The organism is Mycoplasma simbae ATCC 49888 (assembly GCF_000702705.1).
Taxonomy (GTDB): Bacteria; Bacillota_I; Bacilli_A; order Mycoplasmatales; family Metamycoplasmataceae; genus Mycoplasmopsis; species Mycoplasmopsis simbae.
This window is the reverse complement of the sequence record NZ_JNJG01000007.1, coordinates 24,193-39,310: the sequence shown is the minus strand read 5'-3', so window position 1 is coordinate 39,310 and position 15,118 is coordinate 24,193. Positions and strand designations below refer to the sequence as shown.

The window sequence follows — 15,118 nt, the reverse complement described above, 5'->3', positions numbered from 1 at the left end:
AAGAGCATTGACAAGATGCTCTTCCTATTATAAATTTTAATTGATTCGCTTTGCTTGGAAAAAAGGGGTAAACATTGCGATTTTGGATAAAAAAATGAAAATGTTCAAAATATGTTTGGTTTTTAACCTTTTTGCAACAATGGCTTTCTCAAGCTATTGTGCATAATTATTATAAATCAATTTTTTAATAATTTTCAAATAATTTTTAATTTTTTTTATTTTATTTTTAAAAACTAATTATTTTATGCCTCATTAAGCTATTTTATAGCACTATGAGTTAAATTGTTTATCGCCCACGCTAACTTTTACGTTAGTGTCAATTTCTAATTTGCGACATTTTATTTCGCAAGATTCTAAAATTTTACGAGCAATTTCAGCATCTTCAGTATCGTGATATTTATCTGATTCATAAATAATATCACTTATTCCTGCTTGGACAATTGTTTTAGCACAGTTTGAGCAAGGGAACAATGATGTATACAAAGTTGCGTTTTTAGTTTTGCCAAAAGCGTTAATGATTGCATTGACTTCGGCGTGAACTACATAAGGATATTTAGTTTCTTTAGTGTGCTCAGCACTTCTTTCTCATGGAAAAGCATCATCAATTCCTTTAGGCATACCGTTGTAGCCCAAACCTACAACTTTTAAATCTTTGTCAATAATGCACGCTCCAACTTGTGTGCTAGGATCTTTAGAACGCAAAGCCGAAACTTTGGCTAAGGCCATGAAATAGCCATCTCAATATAGTGATTCTTTTTTCATGGCCATAATTATACATTAATATACATTTTTCAATCATTTATGAGTAAAAATGTGTGTTTTGATAGATTCAATATTGCAAAAAATAAACCCAAAAACATATCTACTTTGAAATACTGAAAAATGCTTTTTAAGCTATAATTAATTAAATTATATATTTAAGGAGTTAAGATGGCATCTATTGAACGTGACCCAATTATTGCGGCGGAAAGAATTCAAAAACGAAGAGAACTTTTAATTCAATTACACGAAGAAAACAAACAACTTTTATCTAATCCAGCACTCGTTAAACTAGATAAAATGAGTGAAAAAGAATGCGAACATGAAGAGTGTTTATTGAACCATAATAAAATTGATTTACGTGAATACAAAAAAAGAAAAATCAGTAAAATTCTATCAATTTCAATCTCAATTGGAATAATTGTTGTTGCACTATTAACTGCTTTAATTATTGGGAGATTAGGACAATAATATGCATTCAGATTTAGTTCGAGATATTATTATTTACATTTTACTTGCCCTGGTAGCAATAAATATTTTAGTAACTTTATTGCCACGTTTAATTACAGGCGTGAAAGCTAAATTCGCAAAACGTCGTTTTGACAAGCTTGGTTCAAGCACTCAAATTAGACTAATTAACCAGTTGCGTGAGGCTGTGGAACATTTTTCAGCAAACAAAATTGGGGCATTAATTACAATTGAAAATAGTGACTTAATTGATAGTTTGCGTACCGATGGGATAATTTTAAATGCCGATATTTCTTCATCATTGCTAATTGCTATCTTCAATAAAGAATCGCCATTGCATGATGGAGCCGTAATAATTAGAGATAACAAAATTTATTACGCAGCAACTTTTTATAAAATTTCTAAAAAGTCTATTGACAACCACTATGGTGCGCGCCACCGTGCGGCTATGGGTATTAGTGAAGTGTGTGATGCATTAACTATCATTGTCAGCGAAGAAACTGGTGATGTTAAATTTGTAAAAAACGGTACATTTTTCAAAATAAGAATAGAACAATTCCAAGAACAATTAATTAAATACTTAAAGGATTAAAATGAACGAGAGTCAAGATATTCAAATACATGAACGAATTAAAGAAATTGTTGCCAATAAAAGTATTAAAGGCGCTAGAGAATTAATTGATGAAGTACCTAATGCCGATATTGCCGCCGCTTTAGGTGAATTAACCAAAGACGAGCAATTAACTTTTTTAAGAATGCTTAAAACTCCTGACGCTGCTGAGGTTTTTTCATACCTAGAGTCAGATCAGCAAACGCAATTAGCTTTGAGTTTTAGCGAAGAATGAGGCATGAAACTACTGCAAGAGTTGCAAAGTGATGAATTAGCTGACGTTTTAGAAGAATTACCAGCCAACGTAACCAGCAAAATTATTGCTTATACACCTCAAGATAAACGTAACGAAATCAACAAATTGCTTTCATACGCAGAAGATGAAGTTGGAAGCATCATGAGTATTGATATTTCTTTTATTCAAAATACATACACATGCGAGCAAGCTTTATTCAAAATTAGACGTGATTATGCAAAAAACAAGGCAGAATTAGTGCATTATTACTATGTTGTTAGCCCTACTCAACAACTTTTAGGTGTGCTAACACTTGAAGAAATTGTTTTTGCTAAATCTAGTGACAAAATTGATGATATTTATTCACCAGTAACTTCGATTATGGCTAATGAAAAGCAAGAACAAGCTGCTAAAATTTTTAGTGAACATGATATGTCAGTGTTGCCAGTAACTAACCAAGACAACAGACTAATTGGAATGATTACTAGCGACGATGTTATTGACGTAATTCATGAAGCAGCAACTGAAGATTTATACAAAATGGCCGGAATTAACGCCAAATCTTCAGACCCAGACGATTATTTAAAAACCCCCTGATATTCACTTGTAAGAGGCAGAATTTTATGGGGAATTATGATTTTACTTTTCTCTTCAATTCTAGAAGTGAGTGGTTATTTCTTGTTCAAAGAAGTAATAAGCGATTTTAAACTTGATTTAATCTTGCCAACATTATCTTTAATTATTTCATTAATGGTGTTTGTACCTTCAATTAATACTGCTATTCGTAATGGTGTCGCACAAACCAATATTACAGTTAAACGCGCCTTAACCATGGACTTAATTGAAAACAAACACTTCAATAAAGTTTTACTTAAAGAAACACTTGTCGGCTTAGCTTTAGGTTCATGCTTAGCCTTAATTAATGTTGGCCGTTTATCGATTTTCCTTGCCGCAACTAATGATTTAGCTCAAAATTCAGCTCGTGCATGAGCTATTATATGTGGAACTTCACTGGCATTCGTGTTAGCTTTAACACTAGCTCAATTCATTTCCGCGCTAATTCCAATTATGTATTACAAACGCAAAAAAGACCCATCTAATGCTTCATTAGTATTACTGCAATCTTTTGCTGAGTTAATTTCAACATTGGTAATTTTTGCAGCTGTAATTATTTGTTTAAAAATATTTATTTAATTAACGTGCAAAGCACGTTTTTTTACACTGTAAAACGTGTTTTTTGGTCAAAATCAACACAAAAAAGACTATATTTAGGCCAAAAATATTTAAATATTAATACTCAATTTATGTTATTATAAACATATAAAAATAACATTATAGGAGAAGTATGAGGAAGAAAAAATTAGGATTTTTAACACTGGCTGCGCCAACATTTTTAGCTATGCCAATGCTGGCGGTTGCCTGCGGTCAAGAATCTGAAAAAACTAAAACAACAGACGAAAAATCAAACCAAAATCAAATCAGCATTAGTGTTGTTGAAGGAGCAAAATCAAAACAACCAAGCGAAGTTACAGCTGCTGACTTTAAAGTAACAACTACTATGCCAAATACGGAGCCAACTATTCAATCAGTTAGACCAGCTTCGCAAGTTTCCGGAGCGGTAATGGTTGAAATCAAGTTAACTAATAAAACAACAGGTGAAAGCACAGTTGAGACTAAAATGGTTGAAGGTTTTGCTAGTTCACAAACTCCAAACCCTTCAACACCAAGTCAAAAAAATTATAACGATCTAGTTAGCGTCAGTGTTGCTGACGAGCTAAAAGCTAAACGTCCTAGACAAATAAAAGTGAGCGACGTTCAAGTAAACTCGCAAGACGCTTCATTGCAAGTTAGTGTAAAATCGGTTTCACCTAATCAAGGTGTTAAAACTACTCTAAATGTTGAAGTGACAGTGGTAGATGGCAAGCAAAGCACTATCTTAATTAAGGAAATTGAAGGCTTTAAAGAAGATTATCCTAAATCTATAGATGATGCTTATACTGATTTTGGCCCAGCGGTAAAAATTGTTAAATCAATAGCTTCATCTCAATGATTTGCGAATAGCCAAAACGGAGCAACATTATATTGAGACTATGCAGATAAATCATTCTACGACAAGAAAAAAACCGCAGAAAACACTGAGCGTGTTAAATTATTCACTGTTGAGCCATATTCACCAAGTTTTGGTGTAGCACCAGTTGGCATTAAAGCTGAAGGGCAAAGTGATCAAGATGTCAACTTACAAGCTCAATTGCTAAAAGAAAATAATTCTTATGGCCTTAAATTTAGACTAGGTTTATACAACAAATCAAAGAAAACAACTAAATTCTTTGACGATGTAATTACAACACCATTACATGTATTTGCTTCAGTTTCGCAAGCCGATGTTGATGCTCAGGTTGATAAAGCAGTGCTAGATTACACTAATAAAGCTGACACATTTGATAAAGATGCTGTTCAAGCTAATGTAACACATAGCAACGTGGATCAAGGTTACATTTTTGAGATTAAAGAATTTACCCAAAATGTTGGTAGCGATTCAGTAAGTGTTAAATTTACAATTAAATACCAATTAGACACAGAATTTATTGAAAGTAAAGAAAAAACAGTTGTTATTTCAGGGTTTAAAGCCAACAATTTTGGACACCAATTTGTTAATTTAGGCGTTAAATACGAGGGTAAAGAAACAAAACACGCTTCTGCCGCGGATTCAACAATGGTGAAATTTGTTGATGAACAAAATCGTGACTTCAACTTTGCTCAAGATATTGTTAAAACTGTAACTATCAAAGCAGGCACAGTAAATGATTACAAAGGAACTTTAACTGTCACAGTATCCCTAACAAAAGAAGCAGACAGCTTCACAAAAGATTTTGAAATTAGTGGCTTTATGAAAAAACAATTTGATTTCAATAATTATGTTGATCAATTAGCTACTCCTAGTTTAGCTTCTTCAATTAATAAAACTGAAACCTACGCTGGTTCAGTTGAAAAATCAAGTATCGTACTGCCTGAGATTGATTCTAACGCAGTTTCTGCTGAAATTACTTCAGTTCACGCAAAACAAGGTGAAGATACAACACTGCAAATTAACGTTCAATTTACTGATTTAGTATCCGAACAGCCCCAAACAAAAGAAAAAGTTTATGAAATTACTGGCTTTAAAGCAAACGCTAAAAGATATTTACGTCAAGAACTTTTTGCACTAGCTGAAGGCAGACACATTTTTGTCTTTGAAGATAATGCAGAAAACCGTAAAAATTTAACTGCTTTTGCTGCTGAAGATAAAAATGTCATAACAGTGGACAAGGGCACAGTGAAATTCTATTCAACTGATAAATATAATAAATCTTATTCTAGACTAAAAACTGGGTTAACTTTATCAGAAAATGCTGTTGGTAACATGTCAACAAATGGAAAAGAAACAACGTATGCAACACTTCATTCTGCTACGCCAGGCGGCAACCCCCCTAGACAAAAAGGTATTTCACTAGTTAAAGAAGGCAATACTGTTAAAATTAAATTCCGTCTAATTCTAGAAGATGGCACCGTTGATGATGTTTTATACGAACAAGAACTATTCACAATTACTCAATAATATTTAGGAAGCCAAATGGCTTCCTTTTTTGTTCATCAATAACCAACGAATACAACCTAAGTATTTGGTATAATATTAAATATTAAAATTTAAGGAGTAGTATGCAAAAAATTTCAGTAAGAGAATTATTAGCAAATTCAGCAAGTTATAGTGAAAAAGAATTAGAGTTTGAAGCTTGAGTTGTTTCAAATAGAGGTAACAAAAAAATACGTTTTATTTCAATTAATGACGGTTCAACTGTTGAAAATTTACAAATCACCTTGAAGGGCGATAATTTTGATTTTGAACAACTAGATCAAGTGCACTTAGGCGCAGCCGTTAAAGTTAAAGGGACAATAATTTTAACGCCGCAAGCTCAGCAACCTCTAGAAATGAGTGCAAGTGAATTCACTTTGCTTCGTGATACAGATTTAGATTATCCAATTCAAAAACAAGCTATCAATGTTGAAACATTGCGTGAAATTCCACACCTAAGACACCGTACTAGCTTAATTAGAACTGTTATGTTAATTCGTTCAACACTAGCGCAACAAGTACACCAATATTTTGCCCAAAAAGGATATTTATACTTTAACGCCCCAATTATTACTTCAAATGATGGCGAGGGTGCTGGTGAAACATTTGAAATAGCTGACTCAAATTCAAAAAACCCTTTCTTTGGAGCTAACAAAAAAGCAACTCTAGGTGTTACTGGTCAATTGCACGCTGAAAGCTATGCAATCGGCTTTAAAAAAGTCTATACTTTTGCGCCAACTTTTAGAGCTGAACACTCAAACACTAAAAAACACGCAGCTGAGTTTTGAATGATTGAGCCAGAAGTAGCATTCTATGACTTAAAAGACATAATTAATTTGGCTGATGATTTCTTGAAAACAATTATTAAAAACACAATTGAATTGCATCCAAATGAATTTAAGTTTTTGGTAAACAATGTTGACAAAAACCTTTTAGACAATTTGAACAGTTTTATTAACACTAAACTAGCAATTCTAGATTATCAAGACGCACTAGTGGAACTTGACAAGGTAAAAGAACGTTTCGAAGACCAAAACATACGTTTTGGATTGGATTTTGGTACAGAACATGAAAAATACTTAGCTTCAGAAGTGGCTAAAGGTCCAGTAGCTGTAATTAATTTCCCTAAAGAATTCAAAGCTTTCTACATGCATCAAAATGAAGATGGCAAAACTGTTGCTTCATTTGATTTATTGGTGCCAGGCATTGGTGAATTAATTGGTGGTAGCCAACGTGAAGTAAACTATGACAAATTATTGCAAAGAGCAAGTGAAGTGGGCATTAGTCAAGAAGAATTGCAATGATACTTAGACTTAAGACGCTTTGGTGACTCGGGATCAAGCGGCTTTGGTGTTGGTTTTGAACGTTTAGTGATGTATGTTACTGGCGTAGACAACATTAGAGATGTAATTCCATATCCACGTACATCTGGCAACATTAAAATGTAGGAGGAAAAGTGAAATTATCAATCATTGTACCTAATATTAGTGAATATGAAGAGCTAGATTACGTTATTAACACACTAAAAAATCAAAATAATCAAGACTTTGAAGTAATTTTGGCAGTTAATAAACCAAACAAAAAAATGTATTCTCTTTTAGAAAGTGCTGTTAACTTTTTTGGATCTCGTGGCAAGCTAATAATTAACCGTAAACGCAAAAACATTCAAAGCGACATAGTGTGTGGTTTGCACTTAGTTAAAAACCACTACGTTTACGTGTTAAATCCTGATGCGGAAATTAGAAAAAACTTTGTCACAACCGTTGTCAATAAACTTGAAGACGAGCAACCTGATATTTTAGAATTTGCTCCTCAGCTTACTGGTTCAATTAAATGAAAACCTAATCCGCGTTTAAAAATTGATTATTTATACAAAATTAGCGAGCAGCCTGACCCTGTGGCTTATTCATTCCCATTCATTTTCAACAAAATTTTCAAAAAAAGCTTTGTTGAACAATTCATTAAATACAAAGTTAAAGAAATCAATGACACTAAATTTGGAACTGAATTTTTATATCACACGCTAGTTAATGCTCAAACATATGTATATTGAAACAAACATTTAGTTAAAGAAAACATTTCTTCAGCTACTTGATTTAACCCATCTAACTTTGTTTCACAATTTAAAATTGTACTTAATTACATTCAAGCAAGAGACATCAAACTTAAACACGAGCTAACCTATGCCATGCTTTATTTTCTACAAATTGTACTTGCTGGCTTTTTAAATACATGAGAGTTTTCTGTATTTAAAGTACTTAACTATATTTTCGAATCTAGAAGTAACTTTAGCGAAAAACGTGCTGAAAAATTCTTGCTAGATTTATACACATATTTAAGTAAATATCATGAAGAAAATCCTCAATTTTTCCTAACTAATCTTTATATCACTCGCCCTACGCGCGAAGCTGAATATTTAAGAACTTTACCAAGTCGTGACAAAATGTTACCTTGATATAAAAATCTATAAAAATGAATAAAATTTATCACAAAAACGCATCTTTTTGATTGCGTTTTAGCTCTAATTTAATTGACTTGTTACTTATTGCTGCAACCATAATTTTACTGTGAAAGTTTTTAACCTTGTTTAATCCTCAAATCAATGCGCTTAAATGATATTCTTTTATCATTTTAAGCTGAATCTGTGTAGTGATTTATCACTTCTTAATTCCGTGATTTTGGAATATGCGCACAATTGGCTTAATTTGCACACGCTTGCAGATTTTGGGTCAAAAAAGCTCAAAGTTTAAAACACTTTTAGGTTTAAGTTTTGCATCGGTGGGCTTTTACACCTTAGTGTGCGTTCTGTTACTCGTTTTTATTATGCCTTGACAAATTAATCATTTGCTAATTAGTCAACAAAACAACGAATACCCCCTAAATTTGAGTATTTTGGCACGTGTAATTTCGACAATAAGTTCATTTTGAGCTTTTATCAACTTGGTCAATTATGCCTTGATTTTGGGTTCAAAAAAACGTCGCGGAATATATGAACGTATGTTTAATTTCCGTGTTGTTTACCTAAAACACTTCACTTCAAGTCAGCAAATGCAAACAATTAAACTTTTACCTCATCCAGTAACCAATATTGAAATTATTTTTGAAAAGGAGAATGATGGCGAATAGAACAGATTTAATCCTCTCACAATTAAATGCTGAACAAAAAGAGGCATTATTGTACTTTGATGGACCTTTACGTATTATTGCGGGTGCAGGTTCTGGTAAAACCAGAGTTTTAACTCGTAAAGTGGCTTATTTAATTAATGAATTAGGTATTGCACCTAGTGAAATTTTGGCTCTAACCTTTACCAATAAAGCAGCCAACGAAATGACTTTGCGTATTAAACAATACACGCCATCCAATGCAGAAATAAGTCAAGTTTCTACATTTCACTCATTATGTTCACGGATTTTACGCGCTGAAGCATTCCATTTAGGTTTAAGTGCTGATTTTCAAATTATTGACGCTACTGATCAAAAAGCCATTATTAAGCGTATTTTAAACGAATTTGAAATGAATCAAGATGAAGAAGATGATTCATTGAATATAGCCGAAATTTTGAGAGTAATTTCACTTGCAAAAAATAAAAATTTAACCTCCGATGAGCTGATTCGCGAATTAAATGAAGACTCTCCTGCCTCACAAGATTCCAATATTAAAACAGCCCAAATATATGAACGTTATAATGAGTATTTACTGGAGCTAAAAAGCCTTGATTTTGATGATTTAATCATTAAAGCACACGAATTGTTCACCTCTAAACCCGAAATTGCTGCCATTTGATCAAATAAGTACTCATACATTTTAGTTGATGAGTTTCAAGATACCTCGCGTATGCAGTATGAAATTGTTAAAAAACTAACTGGCCCTAAAACACAATTAACAATTGTGGGCGATCCTGACCAAACAATTTACTCGTGAAGAGGAGCGGATGTTAATTTAATTTTGAATTTTCACCAAGACTTCCCAAACACTAAAACAATAATTTTGAACGAAAACTACCGTTCAAGTCAAAAAATATTAGACGCTGCCAACAGTTTGATTAAACACAATAAAAACCGCTTTCATAAGGATTTAGTAACTGGCAACGAAGTGGGCGAAGAAATCGAATATTCGCACGCTTTTAGCAATGAAGCCGAAGCTAGATGAGTTGTTCAAACTATTAATAAGCTAAAAAAACAAAAAATTCAACTGAAAAATATTGCAATATTCTATCGTTCAAACTATTATTCGCGTCCTTTTGAAGAAGAGTTAATTAAAGAAAATATTAATCACAAAATTTTCAATGGCCAAAAATTCTACCAACGTAAAGAAATTAAAGACTCACTTTCGTATCTACGTTTAATTTACGATGGCCTAGATTTACCTTTGCTACGTATCATTAATACCCCTTCACGTAAAATAGGTAAGCAAACTTTGCAAGTGTTACAAAAATTTGCTGAAGAAAAGAAAATGGGGCTGTGAGACTGCATTAAAACACATCTAAAAGAATTGCCAACCACTAAAGAAGTTAAGAAGAATTTGGTTGACTTAATTAACGCTGTGAACTATCACCGCCACGCATTAAAAAACAATAAAATTCACATTGTTTTAGACAAATTCTTAACAAAAATAGGCTATTTTGACTATTTAGCAAGCGATGTTGCTCTTAAAGGAACTGGCAAAGATAATGTTTATGAATTAATTCGCTCAATTCGAACCTGAGAAGAAAACAACAAAGGCAAAACACTAAAAGATTATTTAGAATTTGTTTCTTTAGCTTCTGCTGGTGATGATTTTGATAATTCAACAAACTATGTTACACTGATGACTGTTCACTCAGCCAAAGGTCTTGAATTTGATAACATCTTTTTAGTTGGTATGTCTGAGTATATATTCCCAAGCGTACACGCTTTAGGTAATCCTAACCAAGAAGCTCTTGAAGAAGAGCGTCGCCTAGCTTATGTAGGAATTACACGTGCTAAAAAACGTTTATTTATTTCTGATTCTAGAGGTTATTTGATTGGCACTGATATTCAAAAAATACCTTCTCGTTTCATCAAGGAAACTGGCATTGATGTCAACAAATACATCTTGCAAAAAGATCACTCAACTACTAATTTTGACGATATTTCGGAAAAAGAAGTTAAAGAAATAAACCGCTCAATGATACCTGGTGATATTATTTCGCATGCACACTTTGGCGAGGGTACTGTTTTAGAAGTTAGGGGCGATACAATTGTAGTTCGTTTTGCCGGCACCAGTGTAGGCCAGGAAAAAACTCTATCTAAAAACCACCCTTCAATCAGATTATTGCGTGAAGAAGGTCACTAGAATGAATTCTGAAATTGAAAAAGTATCTAGATTTACTTTTGATGCTGTGTTTTTTCTAGCTATTGGTATTTCAGCATTTTTACTGATAATTTTGCTTAGCGCTATTGGTGTTATTTTAACCAAGAATAAACGCGCCAACCACAAAGGAATAGCAGTATTTAAAATCAACGCTAAACATAAATGAGTAATGCGTTCTAGCTCTTCATCGCTAAGTAAAACTATGCGTTTTGACCTGGGCAAACAAGCATTAACTCAACAAAAATTCTACACAATTGAAGAATTTTTGTCATATTTTGATGACTCCACCGCATCTGAAATTGATAATATAATTAAAAGCAGCGTAGTTAAAAAGCGTTTTAGCTTTTCTGGAGTTTTAAAACACTCTCACAAACATCTTTTCAAGCACGAAATAACTAACAAAGTGATAGGTTTTAACCCTAGCGCTGTTGATATTAAAATAACTATAACGGGAAAAAATTATGATGAGTCTTTCTACGTTATGGTTAAATGAATTAATAAAAATGTTAGCATACGTAAAAAAAGTAAAATTACAACATTTTCAAGCATTAATGAGTTAAATTTCAATAAAAATTCTAAATTTACAGCTTTAATTTGCGTTCAACCACACGCTAGTTATACAGCAACCCAAAACAACGAAGAGTACTTAAATGACTTATTTAGTTTTTTTGATTTAGATCCTAAAAAATGAATAGCAATTCATGAAAAAGGCTTAATTTACTTGATAAACAGCAATATTTATTCAAGTTGTGGCTTAAAATTTAGATTATTAAAACTCAAAAGAACATACAAGCGAATTGAAGGCGTGGTTAATATTGTGGGTCTAGTTCAAAGTTTAGGAATAGGCTATCTTGATACTAAATCTATTATTAATAACCCTAGTTCGTTAAAACATTTTGGAATATATTTAATTGCTAATAAATTAAATAATTCATTGATTATGGGTAAAGATGTCCAAACTAATTTAGATAAAACTAAAGAAGATTTAGAAGAATTTTCAGTTAAATTAGTTGATTTTGAAGACAAGATTCATGCCGGAAACTATATCAAAGATATAGCTCCCGTTTATGAAAATGGTCAAAAAATTGATTCAATGTTTGTTTCCTTAGCGAAATTACCGGGTATAAATTTAGATGATGTTACAACCTTTTTGAAATTAAAGCAATATGAACACGATTTTGAGCTGTCATTGGCCAAATTTCATTTAAATTCAAGTGTTTTAGGTTATGAAAATATTATAAACATTGGAGAAAATACGTTTTTAAATAATGTTGAATTACTAAATAAGCAATATACAACTTATATTCTTCGTCCTAGCATTCAACACAATTTTCAAAATATTGAAAAAATATTTGACTTAAAAACTGATTTAAAATGCAAATTAGGTCTTTATATTAATTATCTTGATATTGATGTATTACACACAATAACACGTTTTGATATTGATAAATTTATAATTTCGGCATCATTATCACAAAAAATTGTTTCAAATGTTGATACGTTTTTAAAATTAGTTAATTTTGTTGCGTTCGTAAAGCAAAACCCAAATGCTATAGTAATTTGAGAAAACTTACCGCAGCAATTAAATAGTTATTATTTTGATAAATTAAATATAAAATATACATATAAAAATAGATACTTTATTGATTAGAGTATATAGAGAGGTTATATGAAAAAATTAGGAATTATTTTTGACTCTTTTGTTTGTTTAACAAAAGATGAAGCTGAGCAAAGTGGATACTACTACATTCCATTAATTGCTGAAATTGACGATAAACCATATTTAGATGGCGTTGATGTTGATCGTTACGCATTACTGGAGCAAATGGCTAAAACTGAAAATATTAAAACTTCATTGCCATATATGGCTGAAATTGAACAAGTATTTACAAAAGCGAGCCAGGAAAATGATGAAGTGATTTATTTCCCAATTTCATCTAAACTTTCATCAACATTTAGTGCTGCTCAAACAGTTGCTTCAGAATTTAAAAATATTCATTTAATTGACACTTCATTTGTTGGGGACCAATACTTAGAAGTGGTTGAATATGTTAAAAAACACTTTGCAAAGCACCAAGACATTGAGTTATTAAAACAAAAAATAGCTGAAATTGAGCAAAAATCAGTGATATTTATTTTGCCTCAAGACATTAAGTACTTGGTCAAGGGTGGCCGTGTAAGTTCGTTCAAAAAGTTTGTTTTGGGAGCTTTATCTAAAGTTAAAATTTACCCATTTATTCGTTTCGATGCAAACGGAACTTCAACTGGTGGAATGGGTAGAGGGCCTAAAGGAGCAATTAAACAAATCATTGGCAAATTAGAAGAATTCACAGGCTTAAAAATAACAGACATAGTTAAATCTTATAAACTTTTCTCTATTAACGGTATTGATAAAGAATTCAATGATTTAGCCGTTGAAGCATTCAAACAACACGGAGTTGAATTTAATAACATAAAATTCAACTCATCTGTGATTGCAATTCACACAGGTCCTCAAGCTCACGCTTACTATATAATTCCTGATCTTTCAAATTGAGAAATTTAATTTAAACACTCATTATTGAGTGTTTTTTTTATACAAAAAATGCCCGAAGGCATTATTTGTTTTTACGTAGCACAATTAAGCGCGGCAAGTCATTAACGTTTCTTAAACGTATGCTCAGTTCATTAACGACTTTTAATTGGTCTTCAATACCTAAATATGGTTGCAAATCAGGATCAAAGTGTTCATAATCAATTTTGCTTTTTAGCTCATGATAATTCATTTTGAATATTTTAGACATATCAACAGCTCTTGCTAATGTTATGCTTTTGCTTGTGCCATCACTCATCATTCCTTTTTGTTGGCTTATTTGTGCTAGATCAGCGTTGGCGATATCGTATTCGTTTCACTCCTCCTTACACATTAAAAAGAACACATATTCGTCTTGATCGGCAATGATCATAATTTTATTTGAGCTTAAGCTTTTGCCTTTAATTTTGTCAATAAATTCTTGCTTGAGTGCAAGTGGTTTTAGCACCGGAATAGATGCTAGGTTTGTTTCTATAGTTATCATTTTTTCCATGGCTTAATGATATAGATTTAAAATAGCACAAAATCATAACTTATTTCATATTTACACCGTGGGGCAAAATGACTAATTTAACTTATTTATGCACCAATTGGTAAAATTATTGATATTTACTTACGGAATTAAAAAACTTGGGCACGCCCAAGAATTTTATTTGCTTTGTTCAATTTGTGCAGCAACTTCAGCAGCAAAGTCACCTTGTTGTTTTTCAATACCTTCACCAACACCAAAACGTACAGCTTGTAGCAATGTTAAGTTGTGGTTTGCTAAGTATTTTTCAATTGAAACGCTTTCTTCCATCATGAAGCCTTGTTTAACTAGAACAACTTCACCTAATTTTTTGTTTAGTGAACCTTCAATGATAGCTTGTTGAATTTTTTCTGGTTTGTTTTCAAAGCCAGCTGGAATAACAAATTCTGCTTTAAATGTTGCTAATCTTTCCGCTGGAACTTCTTCTACGAACACAAATTCTGGTTTCATAGCAGCCATGTGCATAGCTACGTTTCTTGTTGCTTCTTCGTGTGAACCTTTAACTTTCACTAATGCAGCAATTTGGCCATTTACGTGTGCAAACGCACCAATTGATTCGCCTTCGTTAGCAACAAATCTTTCAAAACGACGAATTGATAATTTTTCACCAATTGTAGCGGTAGCATCTTCTAAAATAGATTCAACGCTTTCGCCTTTGTCTTGAACTTGTAAAAATTCTTCAACAGTTTTAGCATCTGAAGCTAAAAGAATTGATGTAAATCTTTCAACAAGTTTTTTAAAGTCATCATTTTTAGCAACAAAGTCTGTTTCTGAGTTAACTTCTAGCATTACAGCTTGGTTTTGGTTTTGAGCAATTGAAACCAAACCTTCAGCAGACACACGGCCAGCTTTTTTAGCAGCTTTAATTTTACCGTTGCTTTTTAGTCATGTAATAGCCTTTTCAACATCTCAATCTGATGCTTCTAAAGCTTTTTTAACATCGATCATACCACCACCGGTACGTTCACGAACTTCTTTAATAAGAGCTAATTGGTTAGCCATT

The 15,118-nt window shown here is 32.3% G+C and carries 13 protein-coding genes; 10 read left to right on the top strand and 3 right to left on the bottom strand.

The window, feature by feature from the left end; all coding sequences use genetic code 4:
* Window positions 1-270 precede the first annotated feature (270 nt).
* A complete protein-coding gene (locus tag T329_RS0102315; RefSeq protein ID WP_029608836.1) occupies window positions 271-762 on the bottom strand; it encodes a deoxycytidylate deaminase in 492 nt (163 codons plus the stop codon).
* Window positions 763-930: 168 nt separating this feature from the next.
* Here T329_RS0102315 and T329_RS0102310 point away from each other — a divergent pair, with 168 nt between their 5' ends.
* From T329_RS0102310 to T329_RS0102255, 10 genes are all read left to right on the top strand, one after another.
* Window positions 931-1,230, top strand: a complete 300-nt coding sequence (locus T329_RS0102310; protein WP_029608835.1) for a hypothetical protein — start codon at window positions 931-933, stop codon at window positions 1,228-1,230.
* Between the two features lies 1 nt (window position 1,231).
* Complete coding sequence (locus tag T329_RS0102305; RefSeq protein WP_029608834.1) at window positions 1,232-1,819, top strand: diadenylate cyclase; 588 nt, start codon at window positions 1,232-1,234, stop codon at window positions 1,817-1,819.
* A 1-nt stretch (window position 1,820) separates the two neighbouring features.
* Window positions 1,821-3,266, top strand: a complete 1,446-nt coding sequence (mgtE, locus tag T329_RS0102300) for a magnesium transporter (RefSeq protein ID WP_029608833.1) — start codon at window positions 1,821-1,823, stop codon at window positions 3,264-3,266.
* A gap of 151 nt (window positions 3,267-3,417) precedes the next feature.
* A complete protein-coding gene (locus T329_RS0102290) occupies window positions 3,418-5,667 on the top strand; it encodes a lipoprotein 17-related variable surface protein (protein WP_029608832.1) in 2,250 nt (749 codons plus the stop codon).
* Window positions 5,668-5,768: 101 nt separating this feature from the next.
* Window positions 5,769-7,130, top strand: coding sequence for an asparagine--tRNA ligase (gene asnS, locus T329_RS0102285; protein ID WP_029608831.1), 1,362 nt, complete (start codon window positions 5,769-5,771; stop codon window positions 7,128-7,130).
* A gap of 8 nt (window positions 7,131-7,138) precedes the next feature.
* Window positions 7,139-8,152 carry a glycosyltransferase gene (locus T329_RS0102280; RefSeq protein ID WP_029608830.1) on the top strand — a complete coding sequence of 338 codons (1,014 nt, stop codon included), beginning with the start codon at window positions 7,139-7,141 and terminating at the stop codon, window positions 8,150-8,152.
* Between the two features lie 353 nt (window positions 8,153-8,505).
* Window positions 8,506-8,808 (top strand): hypothetical protein, encoded by a 303-nt coding sequence (locus T329_RS0102270; RefSeq protein ID WP_156933787.1) that lies wholly within the window; start codon window positions 8,506-8,508, stop codon window positions 8,806-8,808.
* Window positions 8,795-10,996, top strand: a complete 2,202-nt coding sequence (locus T329_RS0102265) for an ATP-dependent helicase (RefSeq protein ID WP_029608828.1) — start codon at window positions 8,795-8,797, stop codon at window positions 10,994-10,996. The genes T329_RS0102270 and T329_RS0102265 overlap by 14 nt, the downstream gene beginning before the upstream one ends.
* Before the next feature lies 1 nt (window position 10,997).
* Entirely contained in the window at window positions 10,998-12,665 is a 1,668-nt protein-coding gene (locus tag T329_RS0102260) for an MHO_4530 family protein (protein WP_029608827.1), read from the top strand.
* 18 nt (window positions 12,666-12,683) lie between these two features.
* Entirely contained in the window at window positions 12,684-13,559 is an 876-nt protein-coding gene (locus T329_RS0102255) for a DegV family protein (RefSeq protein WP_029608826.1), read from the top strand.
* Window positions 13,560-13,611: 52 nt separating this feature from the next.
* Here T329_RS0102255 and T329_RS0102250 read toward each other — a convergent pair whose 3' ends face one another.
* Entirely contained in the window at window positions 13,612-14,070 is a 459-nt protein-coding gene (locus tag T329_RS0102250; protein WP_036461440.1) for a hypothetical protein, read from the bottom strand.
* Between the two features lie 165 nt (window positions 14,071-14,235).
* Window positions 14,236-15,117 carry a translation elongation factor Ts gene (gene tsf, locus T329_RS0102245; RefSeq protein WP_029608824.1) on the bottom strand — a complete coding sequence of 294 codons (882 nt, stop codon included), beginning with the start codon at window positions 15,115-15,117 and terminating at the stop codon, window positions 14,236-14,238.
* Between the last annotated feature and the right edge of the window lies 1 nt (window position 15,118).